At 55.5% G+C, this 16,265-nt stretch carries 15 protein-coding genes; 6 read left to right on the top strand and 9 right to left on the bottom strand.

Features of this window, described 5'->3' with window-relative positions; all coding sequences use genetic code 11:
• Positions 1–6 precede the first annotated feature (6 nt).
• Together clpA and clpS are read right to left on the bottom strand one after the other, a co-directional pair.
• On the bottom strand, positions 7–2,463 hold the full coding sequence (clpA, locus tag DSD30_RS07680) for an ATP-dependent Clp protease ATP-binding subunit ClpA (protein ID WP_114009062.1): 2,457 nt from the start codon (positions 2,461–2,463) through the stop codon (positions 7–9).
• Between the two features lie 9 nt (positions 2,464–2,472).
• Positions 2,473–2,799, bottom strand: a complete 327-nt coding sequence (gene clpS, locus DSD30_RS07685; RefSeq protein ID WP_114009063.1) for an ATP-dependent Clp protease adapter ClpS — start codon at positions 2,797–2,799, stop codon at positions 2,473–2,475.
• A 456-nt stretch (positions 2,800–3,255) separates the two neighbouring features.
• On the opposite strand from clpS, the gene DSD30_RS07695 reads away from it, so the two are divergent.
• On the top strand, positions 3,256–4,725 hold the full coding sequence (locus tag DSD30_RS07695) for an SPOR domain-containing protein (RefSeq protein WP_245418401.1): 1,470 nt from the start codon (positions 3,256–3,258) through the stop codon (positions 4,723–4,725).
• A gap of 174 nt (positions 4,726–4,899) precedes the next feature.
• Here DSD30_RS07695 and DSD30_RS07700 read toward each other — a convergent pair whose 3' ends face one another.
• The 3 genes from DSD30_RS07700 to DSD30_RS07710 all read right to left on the bottom strand — a co-directional run bounded on the left by DSD30_RS07700 (position 4,900) and on the right by DSD30_RS07710 (position 6,971).
• Positions 4,900–5,598, bottom strand: coding sequence for a DnaJ domain-containing protein (locus tag DSD30_RS07700; RefSeq protein WP_198662872.1), 699 nt, complete (start codon positions 5,596–5,598; stop codon positions 4,900–4,902).
• Positions 5,599–5,684: 86 nt separating this feature from the next.
• Positions 5,685–6,440, bottom strand: coding sequence for a vWA domain-containing protein (locus tag DSD30_RS07705; protein ID WP_114009065.1), 756 nt, complete (start codon positions 6,438–6,440; stop codon positions 5,685–5,687).
• 96 nt (positions 6,441–6,536) lie between these two features.
• Positions 6,537–6,971 (bottom strand): DUF1489 family protein, encoded by a 435-nt coding sequence (locus DSD30_RS07710; RefSeq protein ID WP_114009066.1) that lies wholly within the window; start codon positions 6,969–6,971, stop codon positions 6,537–6,539.
• A 151-nt stretch (positions 6,972–7,122) separates the two neighbouring features.
• On the opposite strand from DSD30_RS07710, the gene DSD30_RS07715 reads away from it, so the two are divergent.
• Positions 7,123–8,019: an NAD-dependent epimerase/dehydratase family protein gene (locus DSD30_RS07715; protein ID WP_114009067.1), complete on the top strand. Its 897-nt coding sequence runs from the start codon at positions 7,123–7,125 to the stop codon at positions 8,017–8,019.
• Between the two features lie 66 nt (positions 8,020–8,085).
• On the opposite strand, the gene DSD30_RS07720 is transcribed toward DSD30_RS07715, so the two are convergent.
• On the bottom strand, positions 8,086–10,035 hold the full coding sequence (locus DSD30_RS07720) for an acetyl/propionyl/methylcrotonyl-CoA carboxylase subunit alpha (protein ID WP_114009068.1): 1,950 nt from the start codon (positions 10,033–10,035) through the stop codon (positions 8,086–8,088).
• A gap of 332 nt (positions 10,036–10,367) precedes the next feature.
• Here DSD30_RS07720 and DSD30_RS07725 point away from each other — a divergent pair, with 332 nt between their 5' ends.
• Positions 10,368–10,691, top strand: a complete 324-nt coding sequence (locus DSD30_RS07725; RefSeq protein ID WP_342635040.1) for an ArsR/SmtB family transcription factor — start codon at positions 10,368–10,370, stop codon at positions 10,689–10,691.
• Between the two features lie 37 nt (positions 10,692–10,728).
• The gene (locus DSD30_RS07730; protein ID WP_114009069.1) at positions 10,729–11,130 is read left to right on the top strand and encodes a rhodanese-like domain-containing protein; all 402 of its coding nucleotides are present in this window, start codon (positions 10,729–10,731) and stop codon (positions 11,128–11,130) included.
• 61 nt (positions 11,131–11,191) lie between these two features.
• On the opposite strand, the gene DSD30_RS07735 is transcribed toward DSD30_RS07730, so the two are convergent.
• Positions 11,192–12,799 (bottom strand): carboxyl transferase domain-containing protein, encoded by a 1,608-nt coding sequence (locus DSD30_RS07735; protein ID WP_114009070.1) that lies wholly within the window; start codon positions 12,797–12,799, stop codon positions 11,192–11,194.
• 308 nt (positions 12,800–13,107) lie between these two features.
• Complete coding sequence (locus DSD30_RS07740) at positions 13,108–13,509, bottom strand: rhodanese-like domain-containing protein (RefSeq protein ID WP_245418402.1); 402 nt, start codon at positions 13,507–13,509, stop codon at positions 13,108–13,110.
• A 532-nt stretch (positions 13,510–14,041) separates the two neighbouring features.
• Between DSD30_RS07740 and DSD30_RS07745 the strand changes: the two genes are divergently transcribed.
• Positions 14,042–14,752, top strand: coding sequence for a DUF599 domain-containing protein (locus DSD30_RS07745; RefSeq protein ID WP_114009071.1), 711 nt, complete (start codon positions 14,042–14,044; stop codon positions 14,750–14,752).
• 141 nt (positions 14,753–14,893) lie between these two features.
• Positions 14,894–15,799, top strand: a complete 906-nt coding sequence (locus DSD30_RS07750) for a DMT family transporter (protein ID WP_114009072.1) — start codon at positions 14,894–14,896, stop codon at positions 15,797–15,799.
• A gap of 16 nt (positions 15,800–15,815) precedes the next feature.
• Here the strand turns inward: DSD30_RS07750 and DSD30_RS07755 are convergent, their stop codons facing one another.
• A complete protein-coding gene (locus DSD30_RS07755; RefSeq protein ID WP_114009073.1) occupies positions 15,816–16,166 on the bottom strand; it encodes a hypothetical protein in 351 nt (116 codons plus the stop codon).
• Positions 16,167–16,265: the final 99 nt, after the last annotated feature.

Below are 16,265 nucleotides of genomic sequence, written 5' to 3' on the forward strand. Positions count from 1 at the left end.
AGTGTGTTATTTCTTCTCGACCTTGGCAACTTTTGGCACGGAGCCACCTTTTTTCGGAGGGGAGCGACGGCGTTTCTTCGGCGCATCCTTTTCCTTGGCAGCGTCCTCATCCTCTGCCTTGGGCTCGTCCTGAGGATCATCCTCTTGCTCCTTGGCCTTGGATGGCTTGACTGGAGCATCTTCGAGTACGGTGAGGAACAGTTTCTCCATATTGTCGAGATCGATATCGACCTTGACGGTGCCGCCTTTGGTCAGCTTGCCAAACAGGATCTCCTCGGCCAATGGCCGCTTGATATGTTCCTGAATGACACGCCCCAACGGACGCGCTCCCATCTTCGGATCATAGCCTTTTCTGGCAAGCCATGCGGTCGCGGCATCGGTCAACTCGAATGTCACGCCACGATCGGCAAGCTGCGCTTCAAGCTGCATGACGAACTTGCGCACCACCTGATGCACCACTTCAGTCGGCAGGGCACCAAAGGGAATCACCGCATCCAGACGGTTGCGAAATTCCGGTGTGAAGAGCTTGTTGATCGCTTCTTCATCATCGCCCGAGCGCGCATTGTTGGTGAAGCCCATGGCTGGTTTGTCCATTTCGGTCGCCCCGGCATTGGTGGTCATAATCAAAATGACATTGCGGAAATCAACCCGCTTGCCATTGTGATCGGTCAGTTTGCCGTGATCCATCACCTGCAACAGGATGTTGAAGAGATCTGGATGGGCCTTCTCGACCTCATCGAGCAGCAGAACGCAATGGGGATGCTGATCCACCCCATCGGTCAACAAACCACCCTGATCAAAGCCGACATAGCCCGGAGGCGCACCAATCAGACGCGAGATTGTGTGGCGTTCCATATATTCCGACATGTCGAACCGTAGCAGCTCGACCCCCATCAGGTCGGCCAACTGACGCGCTACCTCGGTCTTGCCCACCCCGGTCGGACCGGAGAACAGATAGTTGCCGATGGGTTTTTCCGGCTCACGCAAGCCAGCCCGAGCCAGTTTGATCTGGCTCGTCAAGGCATCGATCGCCTGATCCTGACCGTAAACCATCCGCTTAAGATTGGTTTCCAGATTGCCCAGAACTTCCTTGTCATCCTTCGACACCGTTTTGGGTGGAATGCGGGCCATTGTTGCGACGGTCGCTTCCACTTCCTTGGCGCTGATGCTTTTGCGGCGCTTGGATTGCGGCATCAGTTGCTGCGCTGCCCCGGTTTCGTCAATCACATCAATGGCCTTGTCCGGCAATTTGCGGTCATGAATATAGCGGGCCGACAATTCCACCGCCGACTTAATCGCATCATTGGTGAATTTGACGCTGTGATAGTCTTCGAAATAGGGCTTCAGGCCTTTGAGAATATCGATGGCATCCGGGATGGATGGCTCATTGACGTCGATCTTCTGGAAACGACGCACCAAGGCGCGGTCCTTCTCGAAGAACTGACGATATTCCTTGTAGGTCGTAGACCCCATGCATCTGAGATTGCCCGCAGCGAGCGAAGGCTTGAGCAGGTTGGAGGCATCCATAGCCCCGCCAGAGGTCGCACCCGCACCAATCACCGTATGGATTTCGTCAATGAACAGAATTGCCCCGTCATAGTCTTCAATTTCCTTGATGACGCGCTTCAGGCGTTCCTCAAAATCACCGCGATAACGGGTGCCCGCCAACAGGGTGCCCATATCAAGGGAAAAGATGGTCGCGCCTTTCAGCACGTCAGGCACCTTGTCCTCGATGATGCGCTTGGCCAGACCTTCGGCAATGGCGGTTTTACCGACCCCCGGATCACCAACAAATAACGGGTTGTTCTTCGAACGGCGGCAAAGCACCTGAATGGTCCGGTGGATCTCGGCATCACGCCCGACCAGCACGTCGATTTTGCCGTCGCGCGCCTTGTCGTTCAGATTGACCGCATAGGCCTTGAGCGCTTCGGCACCGCTGGTACCGCCCTCATCCTCTTCACCTTCGAAATCGATATCATCATCCTCATCGGTACCGGTCGGCGAAAGCCCATCAGCCATACCGGGCACCTTGGAGATGCCGTGTGAAATATAATTGACCGCATCATAGCGGGTCATGTCCTGATCATGCAGGAAGTAGGCTGCATGGCTTTCGCGCTCTGCAAAGATAGCCACAAGCACATTGGCTCCGGTCACTTCCTCGCGGCCCGAAGACTGCACATGGATCACAGCGCGCTGAATAACCCGCTGGAATCCAGCTGTCGGCTTGGCATCAAGCGATTTTTCCAGCACCAGATTGGACAATTCATTGTCGATATAATCTTGCAGGTTGGCTTCCAACAGACGCAAATCGACCCCGCAGGCACGCATGACAGCGGCTGCATCACTATCTTCGATCAACGCCAGCAGGAGATGTTCCAGTGTGGCATATTCCTGCGATCGCTCATTGGCGACCGACAGAGCTTTATGCAGGGCAATTTCAAGGCTGTTAGAAAATGATGGCACAGGCGTTCCTCACTTCTTTTCCATAATGCATTGCAGCGGATGCTGGTGTTTCTGGGCAAAATCCATAACCTGTGAAACCTTTGTCTCGGCAACTTCATAGGTAAACACACCACATTCCCCGACACCATGATGGTGAACATGGAGCATGATCCGCGTCGCGTCTTCCCGTCCCTTGTTGAAGAAGGCCTCCAATACATGCACAACAAACTCCATCGGCGTGAAGTCATCATTGAGCAGCAGAACGCGATACATATTCGGACGCTTCGTTTTGGGCTTGGCCTTGGTGGCCACCCCAAGCTCTTCATCTTCATCCAGGCGACGAATATCTTTACTCATTGCTTAGACTGTCTCCGTCAGATTGTCCGCCCGAATGGGCCGAACCCCTTCTTTGCCAAACCCTGCCCAGCCCAAACCGGCACTGGTATTCTTTGGCAAGTCGTAAAAAAATTCAAAGGGAACACGACGTATGCAATATGATACGCAACGCTCCCCTCTCGCCGATCAATAATGTAGGCATCTTTCCCCGCAATTGTAAGGGCAAGGAGCCTCATTGCCAAATAGTCCGAAAGTCTCTTTTTTTGTGAATCTTTTCAACGTCTTGCTGAACGCGAGTTAACCATATGGGCGTGAATCGCCTCGCAAATTGCACTCGGCTCAATTGCTTTTTACCATTTCCTAACCCTGTGTCACTAGGCTGGAGGCAATATGAGAACGAGGCGCAATTGCGCCCAATCCTGGCCAAAAAAGCGTGCTTCATAGCCGCCGTATGACAAACTTTTAAAAGGACGTCACGTGTTTAGAGTAGCGTTCAATGCCCTTCTTTGTGCAAAAGGGTCACGCCCGGCAATCGCTTGCCTTGCAGCTCTGTTTCTGGCCCTTGCCTCCTTGGGTGCAGCGACCCCTGCTGTCGCCAATTCGAAATATGCCGCTTACGTCATCGATGTGAAGAGCGGCAAGGTTCTGTTTTCCCGCAATGCCAACTCCTTGCGGTATCCGGCATCGCTGACCAAGATGATGACGCTCTACATGTTGTTCGAGCGTTTGGAAAACGGGTCCCTCACCCTCAACAGCCGCCTCAAGGTGTCCAAGCATGCCGCCGCGCGCCCGCCATCCAAGCTGGGTCTGCGTCCCGGCAGCTCGATCCGCGTGCGCGATGCCATTCTGGCACTGGTCACCAAATCCGCCAACGATGTGGCAGCCACGATCGCAGAAAATCTTGGCGGCACGGAATCCAACTTTGCCAAAATGATGACGGCCAAAGCCCGTTCCATCGGCATGAGCCGCACCACCTTCAAGAATGCCTCGGGCCTGCCGAACAAATATCAGAAAACCACGGCCAAAGACATGGCTTTGCTTGGACGTGCCTTGCAGGATCGTTTCCCCAAGCAATATAAATTCTTCAACACCCGGGCCTTCAAATATGGCAAGCGGCGTTATGGCAACCATAACCGTCTGCTGGGCCGCGTCAAAGGTGTTGATGGCATCAAGACGGGCTATACCCGCGCCTCTGGCTTCAACCTTGTGTCCAACGTCAAATCTCGTGATCGTCACATCGTTGCCGTCGTCATGGGCGGGAAAACAGGTCGCAGCCGCGATGCTCACATGAAAAAGCTGATCGCCAGCTATTTGCCGAAAGCGAAGTCCGGCCGCCGCCTCACAGCCCTCGTCGTGCCGCGTGCGGGCACCAAACGCAGCTACATCCAGCTAGCCAAACAGGTTCCATTGCCACGCGCCAAGACCCTGGGTAGCAATGTAGTACTGGCCTCGGCTCAACAGCCTTCCGACATGGTCGCCTCTTATGCTCCTCAGCAGAAGCTGGCTTCCTTGCCGCGAATCAATCCTACCCTCGATGATGCGTCAGCGATCGAGACGGCGTCTGGCACAGTGACAAACCACAAGCCACGCGTCACCACCGCAGCTTTGGCCATCCTGCCACGTGCTGCCAACGATCCGATTGGTGATCTGTCGACCCACAGCCCGGTCCTGCCGGAAGCGGCTCCCATTAAGGCACGCCCGTCCGGTTGGCATATTCAGCTGGGTGCAACACCGAGCCTTGAAGCAGCAAACCGTCTGCTGGCCAAGGCCCGCGCCAAAAACCAGCGCCTGCTGGTAGCCAAGCTCAATCATACAGAAACCGTTCAGAAAAACAGCGACACCCTCTATCGCGCCCGTTTTGCCGGTTTCGAAAGCAAGTCTGCAGCCCGTTCGGCCTGCAAGATCCTGAAGAAACAGAAATTTGCCTGTCTGGCCCTCAAGCCTTGACCGGTGCGAACCCTTGAACCGGTCCGGCAGACGAACCTCCGATCGCCTGCCGGATCAAAAAATCCTGATCACGACCCGGTTGGTCGATGTGGTCATTGAGTAAAGTTTGTGCGTAACCGATCCGGGTATCATTCCCCGTCCCAGATTGGTCATCAGTAAAAGAGTAATTGGAGATCAGCCATGTTTTCGCATCAAGACGGCCTTGGCAGCGTTGATCTTGGCAGCAAGAAAAGTCGAGCCCCCCTGGTCAGGGTGGACCCGCTTCATCAAACGCCTGTGAGCAGCAGCAACTTCCGCCGCACTGGCATCAGCAGAAAGCCCAAGAATTTGATAGGCTTCCTCCTCGGTCATGGGGCCAGAATCCGCCGTGCGTCCTTCCCCGTCATGCGTGTCCGTCTCGAATGCGTCACGCCAGTCGGCACGCCGGCCGTCAAGATAGGCTTCAAGTAGATCGCGGCTTTCGCGATCCATCCGGATTTCGTCATAGAGGCTGATCAACTCAGCCTCTGACAATCCATCAAGATCCCGCCCTTCGAAATGGCCAGCCAGAACCTGACCAATGATGATCCCGGTATCATGGTCCAGCGTCATTTCAAGAGCCGCCGTGCGCACCGTTGACCCACGGCCCGTCGCCCGATCAGCCCCCGCTCCGCTCGGTTTGCGCATCAGCATCCCCCACGCCATCACCGCCACCGGCATTGCCAGAACCCACTGGCGACGCAACAGCAGAAACGCTGCGAACAGGGTCAAAACCACGCCTGCAAGCCGATAGAGAAGCTGAACGACATCAGCTGTCTGTGCATAGGCAGCCCAACGCGCCAGACCAACAACCACAACAAACAGCAAAAGACCGGCAAGCAGATAAACCATCATCCATCCATCTAAGTGAAGCCGCAGAGCCAGAGACTCACCGCGCGGCGTAAATTTGTCTTCTTATATGGCTTGGCAACCGAAAGCGATCAATCGGGACTGTTGAGTTTCCGAACCTGCTTTTTCAGCTCCGGCGGCAACAAAGACACATCCCCCCCGGTCGCCGCATAGGCTGCAATGCCTTTGAGATAGTCTGCCAACTTGTTCTTGGCATGGCTGTCAAACTGACCATAGGCCCCACCCGTCAGTCGGGCAATGTCACGAAAGATCACAGAGGCCAGCGGATCACTCCCCTCCTGAAAGACGAATACCGGGATTCCCTTGAGCGCGATATCACCGGCTAGCCCGACAATTTCATCGGGGTTTTCTTCCAGATTGTCGCCCACATAGACAACAGCATTGATTTTGCTCTTTTGGGATTCGGTCTTTACATGCTGCAGGATGCGCCCCAGTTGCGTCCGGCCTGCACGGCAGTCAAACCGCTCCATCCACCGCACCATATCGGCCGCTTCCCGAGTCCAACGACTGGCCCTGCATTCCGCCGTGCCACGGAAATAAACCAGCTGCGTTGCCAGTCCCCCATGCTGGGAGGCAACGGAAAACATCTCACTTTGCAGGGAACAGGCCACATCCCAGGTGGGTTGACGACTCATGGTGGCATCAAGCGCAAAGATCAAATGACCGCTCGTTGGCTTCAGGCCCTTGGCAGCATGCGCCTGACGGACAAGCTTGGTCTTGGCAAGAAAAGCAGCCACCTGTCCCTTGTCGGCATCGGGGACGACATCCCTCGCCCGCTGCTCGACCTTCAAGTCTCGCCCATCTTTCGCGCCTTGCTTATCCTTCATAATGCCTCCCTGCCATAATGCCTCCCTGCATGTTCACGCTGTCAGTATAGCATCGGATGTGGGGTGAATGCGGAAAAGACACAAGGGGTCAAAGCCTCACAACAACCCAAGCTCGGCCAGCTCGCGACGGAAGTCTTCGGGCAAATCTTCACCGCCCGACAAGGATCGCAAATCCCGCGGCGCATCACTGGCTTTCAAATAGCGCCAGCCCTGAAAGGCACGTTTGGGCTGGGATTCGGTGCGATGTAAAATCGGCTCCATGACAATCTGACAGCGCGAAATGCCATCGTCGCCCGTCACCTGTCGCAGATCAATGATCGGCTGACGCGCCAGAATCATGCCTTTGATCACCCAATAAAGCGAGCCGCCGTCAAGAATTTCATCCCGGCGCTTCGGCTTCATCCGCGTGGTGTGAATGTGTTCAAGCGGTTCCCCGTGCGCCGCCAGCAGGCGATGCCGCCGCTCGACCCAGGCCTCAAGATCGTCAACGGAATCGACGCCGACACAAAGTTTCAACATATGCACTGTCATGCCTGCTCCATATCACGGCCCTTGACCGCAATAAAGAAAAGGTCGCATCAACAACAAAAGAGGTCATGAAATTATACACATTTTGCGCTAAGTTGCAGTTAGGCTCACTTAAACCCACTGTGGTCCGGCGGAGTTTGTAAGGAAGATTTGAATGAAGATTTTTGTGACCGGGGGAACTGGTCTGGTAGGCAGCGCTGTTGTAAAAGCCTTGATTGCGCAAGGACATACGCCCACAACTTTGGCCCGTTCCGATGCCAGCGCCGACATTCAAAGCGCCATGGGGGCAACGCCTGTGCGCGGCAGTCTGACCGAACCCGAACATTGGGTCGATGAGGCGCTGGCACACGACGGCATCATCCATGCTGCGGCCACATTCGAGCATGACATGGGCGATGTCGATCACAAACTGATCTCCAGTCTACTCGACGCGGCAAAAGATCTGCCTGCAGACAGGAAACTGCCCTTCCTTTACACCGGCGGCTGCTGGCTCTATCCGGAAGAACCGGTGATTCCCATCACCGAGCGCCATGTGCTCGATCCATTGCCGGAATTCGCCTGGACGCTGGACAGCATCGAGCAATTGCATGCCAGCCCCAATATGCTGTTGACCGTCATTCACCCGGCCCTGGTGGTTGCGCCGGGTCGCGGCCTGATCGCCGATTATGCCCGAGACTTGAGGGAAAATGGCAAAATCACCATCACCGGTGCAACCGACACCCACTTCCCCTTCATTCAGGCCGACGATCTGGCCGACCTCTATGTTCGCGCCCTCGACAATCGCGGCGATGGCCTGCTGCTCAACGCCACCGGCATCAAGAGCACCACGCCAGAAGAGGTTGGCAAACTGGTCGCCAACAAACTGGGCCTGCCCTATGAGGCCAATGTGATCACCTTGGAAGAAGCGCAAAAACGCTATGGCAACTGGGCCTCGGGCTTTGCCCGGTCCCAACGCATGGAAGCCGACCGCGCCAAGGATTTGCTTGACTGGCAACCCAGCTATGACACAATCGAAGCCATGGTCGACAACAGCTTGTCAAAGCTGGACTGATCCGGGCACCAGCAAACAAAAAAGCAGCCAAAGGCTGCTTTTTTCTTGTTTTCCGGTCAGACTTGTTCAGGCCGCTTCCTCCTGTTCATATCGGACAACGGCAAACCCTTCTTCCACTTGCTCTCCGGCCCTTGCCGCAACAGCCGCAATCACCCCGTCAAACGGCGCAACCACACTATGCTCCATCTTCATCGCCTCCACGATGAAGAGCCGATCGCCTTTTGCAACGGCCTGCCCTGCTTCGACAAAGATCGCTGTCACCTTGCCATGCATCGGAGCCCCAATCTGGCTACTTCCCGCCTCTTCCTCATGCTCATAATCATGCATCTTGGCGTGATACTGCCGGCCATCGACCACCACCAGCAAACCATCGGAAACCGGGAAAATATGCGGACTGGCAGTCGCATTCGAGCCGTCCAGCCCCATTCCCTCTTTGGTGAAGGACAGCGTCTGGAGTTGCTCTTCCCCGTCAATCACCACAGCCATTGTTTGGCGACGAGGCGCCCCGAGCTGGAAACCATCTGTCGCGTCCCATGGAGACGATGGTTCGTTGCTGCGCAGAGATTTGGCTGCTGCGAGACTCTCCACCCGATCCTGAAGGAAGTACCGCACAGCCGAGGCTGCCACCACGTGCCGTGCGCCATGATCTGGCGCAATCAGCCCATCAAGACGCGCATCGATGAAGCCGGTGTCAAATCGCTCCGCCAAAAAGTCCGGATGGCTGGCCAGTTGAGCCAGAAAAGCCGCGTTGGTCTTGGGCCCCGCCACCGCGCTCTGACGCAAAACCGAGGCGAGCTTGGCCATCGCCGCCGCGCGATTGTCCGCATGCACAATCACCTTGGCAATCATCGGATCATAGAAAGGCGAAATGTCATCGCCCATCTCGACACCGGAATCGATCCGTACCCCCTCTCCATCAGCAAAGGATAGAGCATGTAATCGACCGGTCGACGGCAAGAAGCCATTTTCCGGATCTTCCGCATAAAGCCGTGCCTCCACCGCATGACCGACCAGAGGAATAGCGCTCTGGGCCAGAGGCAAAGGCTTTCCATTGGCGATATCAAACTGCCAGGCCACAAGATCCTGCCCGGTGATTGCCTCGGTTACAGGATGTTCGACCTGCAAACGGGTATTCATCTCCATGAAGAAAAAGCCGTCTGAATTCAGGCCGTTGGATCCATCAACGATGAATTCCACCGTCCCGGCCCCCTGATAGCCAACCGCCAGAGCCGCCTTAACGGCCGCTGCCCCCATCGCTTCGCGCAGCGCGGCCGTCATACCGGGCGCAGGGGCTTCTTCGATCACCTTTTGATGGCGGCGCTGCAAGGAGCAATCGCGCTCATAAAGATGGACGGCCTGACCATGGCTGTCAGCAAAGACCTGAATTTCGATATGGCGGGGATTTTTCACAAAGCGTTCAATCAGCACATTTGGATCACCAAAGGCATTCTGCCCTTCGCGTTGGGCTGATTCCAGCGCGGCGGGAAAGTCCTCATCCCGCTCAACCAGACGCATGCCCTTGCCGCCGCCACCCGAAACCGCCTTGATCAGCACCGGATAACCAATCTGACGCGCTTGGTCATGCAGGAAGGCCGGGCCCTGATTGTCCCCGTGATAGCCGGGCACCACCGGCACGCCAGCAGCCTCCATCAAGGCCTTGGCCCGGTCCTTCTGCCCCATCGCCTCAATCGCCTTCGGACCGGGGCCGATAAAGATGACCCCGGCATCTGCACAGGCCTTGGCAAAGGCGGCATTCTCGGACAGGAAGCCATAGCCGGGATGTATGGCTATCGCCCTGCTTTGCTTTGCAACGGCAATCACCTTGGCTGCATCCAGATAGCTCTCCGCCGCAGGAGCGGGGCCGATATGGTAGGCCTCATCCGCCGCACGCACATGGCGTGCCGATCGATCCGCATCGGAATAAACTGCGATGGTTCGAAGCCCCATCTGCCGCGCCGTCCTGATCACGCGACAAGCAATCTCGCCCCGATTGGCAATCAGCACACTGTCGATCATTGCATTTCCTCCCCAGAGAATGTTGGTTGATCTCATGCGTCATCCAACATACCGGACCTTATTAAATCTCTATTTTATTTCAGGAAAAATTATCTCAATTGACGTAAAAGTCAATCAGTATTTAGATGCATCTCTGTCCGACCAGGCATCTAACCGCGATGCCAAATTCCCAAGGCCATGCGGCGATAACCCGCATACTCCTTGACGAAATATTCGAATATACTAAATTAGGAACATCTGATGATATTAGGATGAGGCCCAACACCAAACCGATGCCACACCTTCAAGTCACGATTCTTGGCACCGACCGACAAAACTGAGGCTCAACCATCATGGCCATGGACCCAACCATCGAAGCACTGGCAGATGAAGCGGACAATGTCGCAAGGCTGCTGAAATTACTGGGCAATGCCAACCGCTTGCGTATTCTGTGCCAGTTGGTTGACGGACCGGACAAGTCTGTCAACTCTCTCGCGGACACCCTCAATATCAGCCAAAGTGCCTTATCCCAACATCTGGCAAAAATGCGCGAAGATGGATTGATCAAGGGCAGTCGCGACGCCCAGACCATTTACTATTCCATATCCGACCCCAACGCTGAACAATTGCTCGGAGTGCTGAAAGATCTGTACTGCGCCTCAGATACCGGCCAGTGACACCTACTCAGCCCCCTATCAAGAAGATCCAACCAGAATGGCAAAAAAGCAGATCGTCCAACAGATCAACCATGATGAAGCCAAAAAGCTCCTTGATGAAGGCGCAGTGTTGATTGATGTGCGTGAATCCATGGAGCTGATGGGCAAGAAGGTCCCTTCCGCCCTGCATCACCCGCTCTCAAGCCTCAAAGGCCCCATCGACACCAAAGGCGCTCCTGCCGCAATATTCTTTTGCGCGTCCGGCGCCCGGACCAATGGCTATGCCCGCCAATTGGCAGGCCTTGTTGACTGCGACGCCTACATGCTGACCGGTGGCATTCATGCCATTTCGCGGATGGGCGTGCAGACTGAGGGCGGTGGCGGCATGTTCAAGTTGTTCGGCCTGGCGGTTGCTGTGGTAGCAATCGGCTGGATGGCTGGATGGATTCCCGGCCTCTAAGCCTGGCAACAAACCCAAAAAAGGGGCTCTCGCCCCTTTTAAAAGCTCAAACGGCTTGCCATTACATGCGGAAGACACCGAACTTGGTCTCCGGCACAGGCGCATTGAGCGCAGCCGAGAAAGCCAGCCCCAGCACCCGGCGTGTCTCGGACGGCATGATGATGCCATCATCCCACAGCCGCGCCGTGGCATAATAGGGATGCCCTTCCGCTTCGAACCGCTGCTGAATTGGATCTTTGAAGGCGGCTTCCTCCTCCTCAGACCATGCCCCGCCATCCGCTTCGATATTGTCGCGCTTGACGGTTGCCAACACATTGGCGGCCTGCTCACCCCCCATCACCGAAATCCGGCTATTGGGCCAGCTAAACAGGAAGCGCGGGCTATAGGCCCGACCACACATGCCATAATTGCCCGCCCCATAAGAGCCGCCCACCAGCACGGTGACTTTCGGCACTTGGGCGCAGGCCACAGCGGTCACCAATTTTGCCCCGTCCTTGGCGATGCCGCCTGCTTCATAATCGCGCCCCACCATGAAGCCGGTGATATTCTGCAAAAATAGCAAAGGAATCCGGCGCTGGCAGCAGAGCTCGATGAAATGCGCGCCCTTCTGAGCACTCTCGGAGAAGAGAATGCCATTGTTGGCGATGATCCCCACCGGCATGCCATAGATATGGGCAAAGCCGGTTACCAGAGTGGTGCCGAAACGGGCCTTGAACTCATCAAAACGCGATCCATCCACCAGACGGGCAATCACCTCGCGAATGTCATATTGCTTTTTCAAGTCGACAGGCACGATACCATTCAACTCGTCAGGATCGAACAACGGCTCGACCGGTTCGCGCAATTCGATATCGACATCCTTGCGGCGATTGAGATTACCCACCACTGAGCGGGCAATTTCCAGCGCATGAGCGTCATTCAGCGCATAATGGTCCGCAACACCGGACGTTTTGGTATGGACATCGGCCCCGCCCAGATCCTCGGCACTGACCACTTCCCCGGTTGCCGCCTTCACCAACGGAGGCCCGGCGAGAAAGATGGTCCCCTGCTCCTTGACGATGATCGTTTCATCCGACATGGCCGGCACATAGGCCCCACCGGCGGTGCAAGAGCCCATCACCACGGCAATCTGCGGAATGCCCATCGATGACATGGTCGCCTGATTGAAGAAAATCCGACCAAAATGCTCCTTGTCGGGAAAGACTTCGGTCTGCTGCGGCAGGTTGGCTCCGCCAGAATCCACCAGATACAAACAAGGCAAGCGGTTTTCCTGTGCCACTTCCTGCGCTCGCAAATGCTTCTTGACGGTCATCGGATAATAGGTGCCGCCCTTGATGGTCGCATCATTGCAAATGATCATACATTCGCGCCCTGCCACCCGGCCAATACCGGTGATCAGGCCCGCTCCATGAATGGCGGCATCATACATGTTGTTGGCAGCCAGCGGCGACAATTCCAGGAACGGAGCGCCCGGATCGAGCAATTGCGTGACCCGGTCCCGCGGCAACAATTTGCCACGTGCCAAATGCCGCTCCCTCGCCCGTTCATTGCCACCCAGCGCCGCCTCCGCCCGCTTGGCCGCCAGATCCGACAGAAGCTCTTCCATCGCAGCGCGATTGGCCTGATAGTCTGCCGTTTCCGTCCGGATGTCCGATTGCAGAACGCTCATCTTTATCCTCCCTCACATCCCGAGTGACTTGCGGGCTTCAATCATCTCTGAACCGTCAAACCCTGCGCCACATATTTTGGCACTACTTTACACAAGCACCGGAAAGAAATAAAGAAATTTAACGCAACTTACGTCAACTGCGCGAAATTGGCAGCACCTAGCTCAACACCCTGATATCCACTGGCTTTGCGCACTCCGTCGGGCAACCCCAAAGCCATGCCAGGAGGCATTGTCCCTCACCAATTGGTTCAATCCCGCGCGCTCCGGTTAGCAAAAGAGTGTGATCATCCCTTCGGAACGCACCCTGCCTAGTCCTCAACCGCATCCACGGCCCCACCTGCCTCTTTCCACGCCCCAAAGCCACCGGACATATGCGCGACGGGTTTCAGGCCCATGGCTTGCATTTGCTGGGCCGCCAAAGCACTGCGCCAACCACCGGCACAGAAAAAGACAAATTTTTTGTCTTCGGCAAAGATTGGCTTGTGATAGGGGCTGGTTGGGCAAACCCAGAATTCGAGCATGCCGCGCGGCGCATGGAGCGCGCCGGGCATCCGCCCTTCCCTGTCCAACTCGCGAATGTCGCGGATATCGACAAAGACATGATCCTCACGGTCGAGCAAGGTCATGGCCTCTGCTATGTCAATCACATCGATTTCGGCTTCGGCGGCCGCGATCAGTTGCTTATAGGTTACGGTGATCTCTTGTGCCACGTCGGCCTCCTCTTTTCACATTGGGTTCAAGAGGATCAAATTCGAACCGTTTTTGCAAGCAGGCCCAAAACAAAAAAAGCGCGGGCTGCCCCACGCTTTTTTTTAAAGAATAACAATGTCAGGTGTTTTCGTTAGCTAACAGCGACAACCGCTGTCTCGAATGCTCCGAAGAAATACACAATGGCCAAAACAGCGCCTAGCGCCAATACGGCTTTCATTGTGACACCCCAACAAGAAACGTCGACTTCTTTGTCCATGTCGCCTCAGCTGTCACTTGACTATGTTGGTACCGCTCGCCCTCAGGCTGCGGTGGAGTGAGCCTGTGTTAATCTCTTGGAAAGGAAATAGCAATCATTAAGGCATGCATCAGACGCAAACCTCCTATGGACTTCAGATTTCAACGATGAATCAATAAGCTAGGGACTCACAAAAGTGTGTGTAATGTGTCAGAATAGTGACGAACCGAACCTGTAACGTTACGGCAATTCAGCGCTAAATGCGACTTGAACTCAGACTCTAGGGATTTGTACTAATGGAACCATTCACCCTCATCGACCTGATCGGACTGGGTTGGTATGTCGCTTTCTGGGTGGGCTTTTCCTATCTCGCCGATCACTCACCTTTGCGCAAACGAACCTTGTCGAGCATGATGAATGCCCATCGCCGCCGATGGATGCAAACCATGGCACGCCGCAAACTGCGCATGGTCGACACCGCTATTATCAGTGGCCTGCAAAATGGGACAGCCTTTTTCGCTTCCACCTCGCTGCTGGCGATCGGCGCAGGCTTTGCCTTGTTGAACTCGACCGAATTGGCCCTGCAGATCACCCGCGATTTACCGCTTCCGGTTGAGACGACCCGCACCCTTTGGGAAATCAAGGCCCTGATCCTGATCTGCATCTATGTCTATGCCTTCTTCAAATTCGGCTGGGCCTACCGTTTGTTCAATTACACCTCGATCCTGATTGGAGCCCTCCCCTATCATGAGGATTTTGAACCGGACCATGTGATGGTCGATGAACAGGAGATGGTCGTGGCCATCGAACAGGTTGCCGAAATGAATGCGCTCGCCGGGCGCCACTTCAATCTGGGCCTGCGCGCTTTTTTCTTCTCGCTCGCATTGTTTGGCTGGTTCATTGATCCCCTGTTGCTGATGGCAGCAACAACCTTTGTCACAGGAGTGCTCATTCGACGACAGTTTTTCTCCCGTTCCAACAAGATGGCCCATCACCTCTTGCCATGACAGCATATTTCTAGTAGCCAGAATCCCCTATAGGGGCGCTGGATAAGCGCCTCTTTGCCTCTACCTGCCTGCTTTCTCAGCCATGTTTCCTTGGCTTGAGCCCCCATTGCCCACTTCATAGCTTGATAGGACAATCACGCGATGCCGCCAAATACCATTCGCAAACCGACACCGCTTGATTTATCCGGCCTTCTGTTCCTCACCATCGTCTGGGCATCGGCCTTCATCGCCATCAAGGTGGCGGTACCGCAAACCGGTCCTTTCTGGCTGGCGGCCATCCGGGTCTGCATCGGCTTTGCTGTTCTGTTGCCATGGGCACTCTATCGCGGCCTGATGTTGCCCAAAAGCCTCAAGAGTTGGTCGTTTCTGCTGGTGGTCTCACTGTTGAATGTCGCAGTGCCCTTTCTGCTGATCTCGTGGGCAGAGTTGACCATTTCGGCAGGTGTGACGTCATTGCTGCTGGGCACAGGCCCCTTGCTGGCATTGATCCTCAGCCACCTGACCACCCATGACGACAAGATCAATCTGCCCAAACTGATTGGCATTAGCTTCGGCTTTACGGGTATTGCATTGGTGGTCGGACGTGGTGCTCTGGCTGATTTGGGCAGCGGGCATATTCTGGCACAGATTGCTGTTCTGGGCGCTTCGCTCTGCTATGCCTTGTCTGGTGCGATGATCCGCAAGATCACCGACATTCCACCGACCCGCCTTGCCACAATCATTCTGGGCATGGCGTCGGTCGAGCTTGTCCTGCTTGCATCCATTCAGGGCATGCCGGACTTTGCAGCCATCGATGGCACCAGTTGGCTCAGTCTCATCTATCTTGGGCTGCTGCCAACCGGGGTGGCGACCATCATGCGCTATCGCCTGATCGGCACCATTGGCGCCAGTTTCTTCGCATTGGGAATGAATTTGATCCCGATCTTCGGGGTTCTGATGGGGGCTGTTTTGCTATCAGAAGAGGTGGCCCTGACCACTTGGGCTGCTTTGGCGCTGATCGTTCTTGGCCTGTTCGCCGCCAAAACCCCACCAAAGAAACCCAATTAGTCATCGGCTATACAGATCACATCGGATCAAGAAATTTGGCATCGACAAAGCCGATGGTGCCATTGACCTGCACCTCGCAGACCCGAACCTTGAGCATCGCCCGACGCTTGGACAAAGAGCCATAGGCCCAGGAGCGGAAGTTGAACTCGTCCCGACACCAGCGCATGACCACTCCTTCAGTGCCTTTATCGAGGGGCACCTTGACCTTGGAGCCTGCTTCAGGTGCGGCCCTGAGGTTGGTATCAGCGATCACTTCATAGATCGTGTCATAGGGGCTCTGCGCCCCTTTGGCCAAAGCAAGGCTGTTGACACCAAGCGCCAGACAAAAAGCGCTCGCTCCGACAATGAGTTGCGTTTTCAAGGACATTGCATTCTCCTCCAGAAGGGCTTTCGCTCAGACAAGACCTTTCTTATGGCAAAAGCATGTCACCGAAAGCACCAATTGCCCCACGGCGGACAAAGGCAC

It is taken from the genome of Cohaesibacter intestini, from assembly GCF_003324485.1.
GTDB lineage: Bacteria > Pseudomonadota > Alphaproteobacteria > Rhizobiales > Cohaesibacteraceae > Cohaesibacter > Cohaesibacter intestini.

Bases quoted from the DNA above. Each gene is read 5' to 3' on its own strand.
- DSD30_RS07720 (WP_114009068.1), bottom strand. From the start codon at position 10,035: ATGATCGACAGTGTGCTGATTGCCAATCGGGGCGAGATTGCTTGTCGC.
- DSD30_RS07710 (WP_114009066.1), bottom strand. From the start codon at position 6,971: ATGACAGTGCATATGTTGAAACTTTGTGTCGGCGTCGATTCCGTTGAC.
- DSD30_RS07745 (WP_114009071.1), top strand. From the start codon at position 14,042: ATGGAACCATTCACCCTCATCGACCTGATCGGACTGGGTTGGTATGTC.
- DSD30_RS07750 (WP_114009072.1), top strand. From the start codon at position 14,894: ATGCCGCCAAATACCATTCGCAAACCGACACCGCTTGATTTATCCGGC.
- DSD30_RS07715 (WP_114009067.1), top strand. From the start codon at position 7,123: ATGAAGATTTTTGTGACCGGGGGAACTGGTCTGGTAGGCAGCGCTGTT.
- DSD30_RS07725 (WP_342635040.1), top strand. From the start codon at position 10,368: ATGGCCATGGACCCAACCATCGAAGCACTGGCAGATGAAGCGGACAAT.
- DSD30_RS07705 (WP_114009065.1), bottom strand. From the start codon at position 6,440: ATGAAGGATAAGCAAGGCGCGAAAGATGGGCGAGACTTGAAGGTCGAG.
- clpS (WP_114009063.1), bottom strand. From the start codon at position 2,799: ATGAGTAAAGATATTCGTCGCCTGGATGAAGATGAAGAGCTTGGGGTG.
- DSD30_RS07735 (WP_114009070.1), bottom strand. From the start codon at position 12,799: ATGAGCGTTCTGCAATCGGACATCCGGACGGAAACGGCAGACTATCAG.
- DSD30_RS07730 (WP_114009069.1), top strand. From the start codon at position 10,729: ATGGCAAAAAAGCAGATCGTCCAACAGATCAACCATGATGAAGCCAAA.
- DSD30_RS07755 (WP_114009073.1), bottom strand. From the start codon at position 16,166: ATGTCCTTGAAAACGCAACTCATTGTCGGAGCGAGCGCTTTTTGTCTG.
- DSD30_RS07700 (WP_198662872.1), bottom strand. From the start codon at position 5,598: ATGATGGTTTATCTGCTTGCCGGTCTTTTGCTGTTTGTTGTGGTTGTT.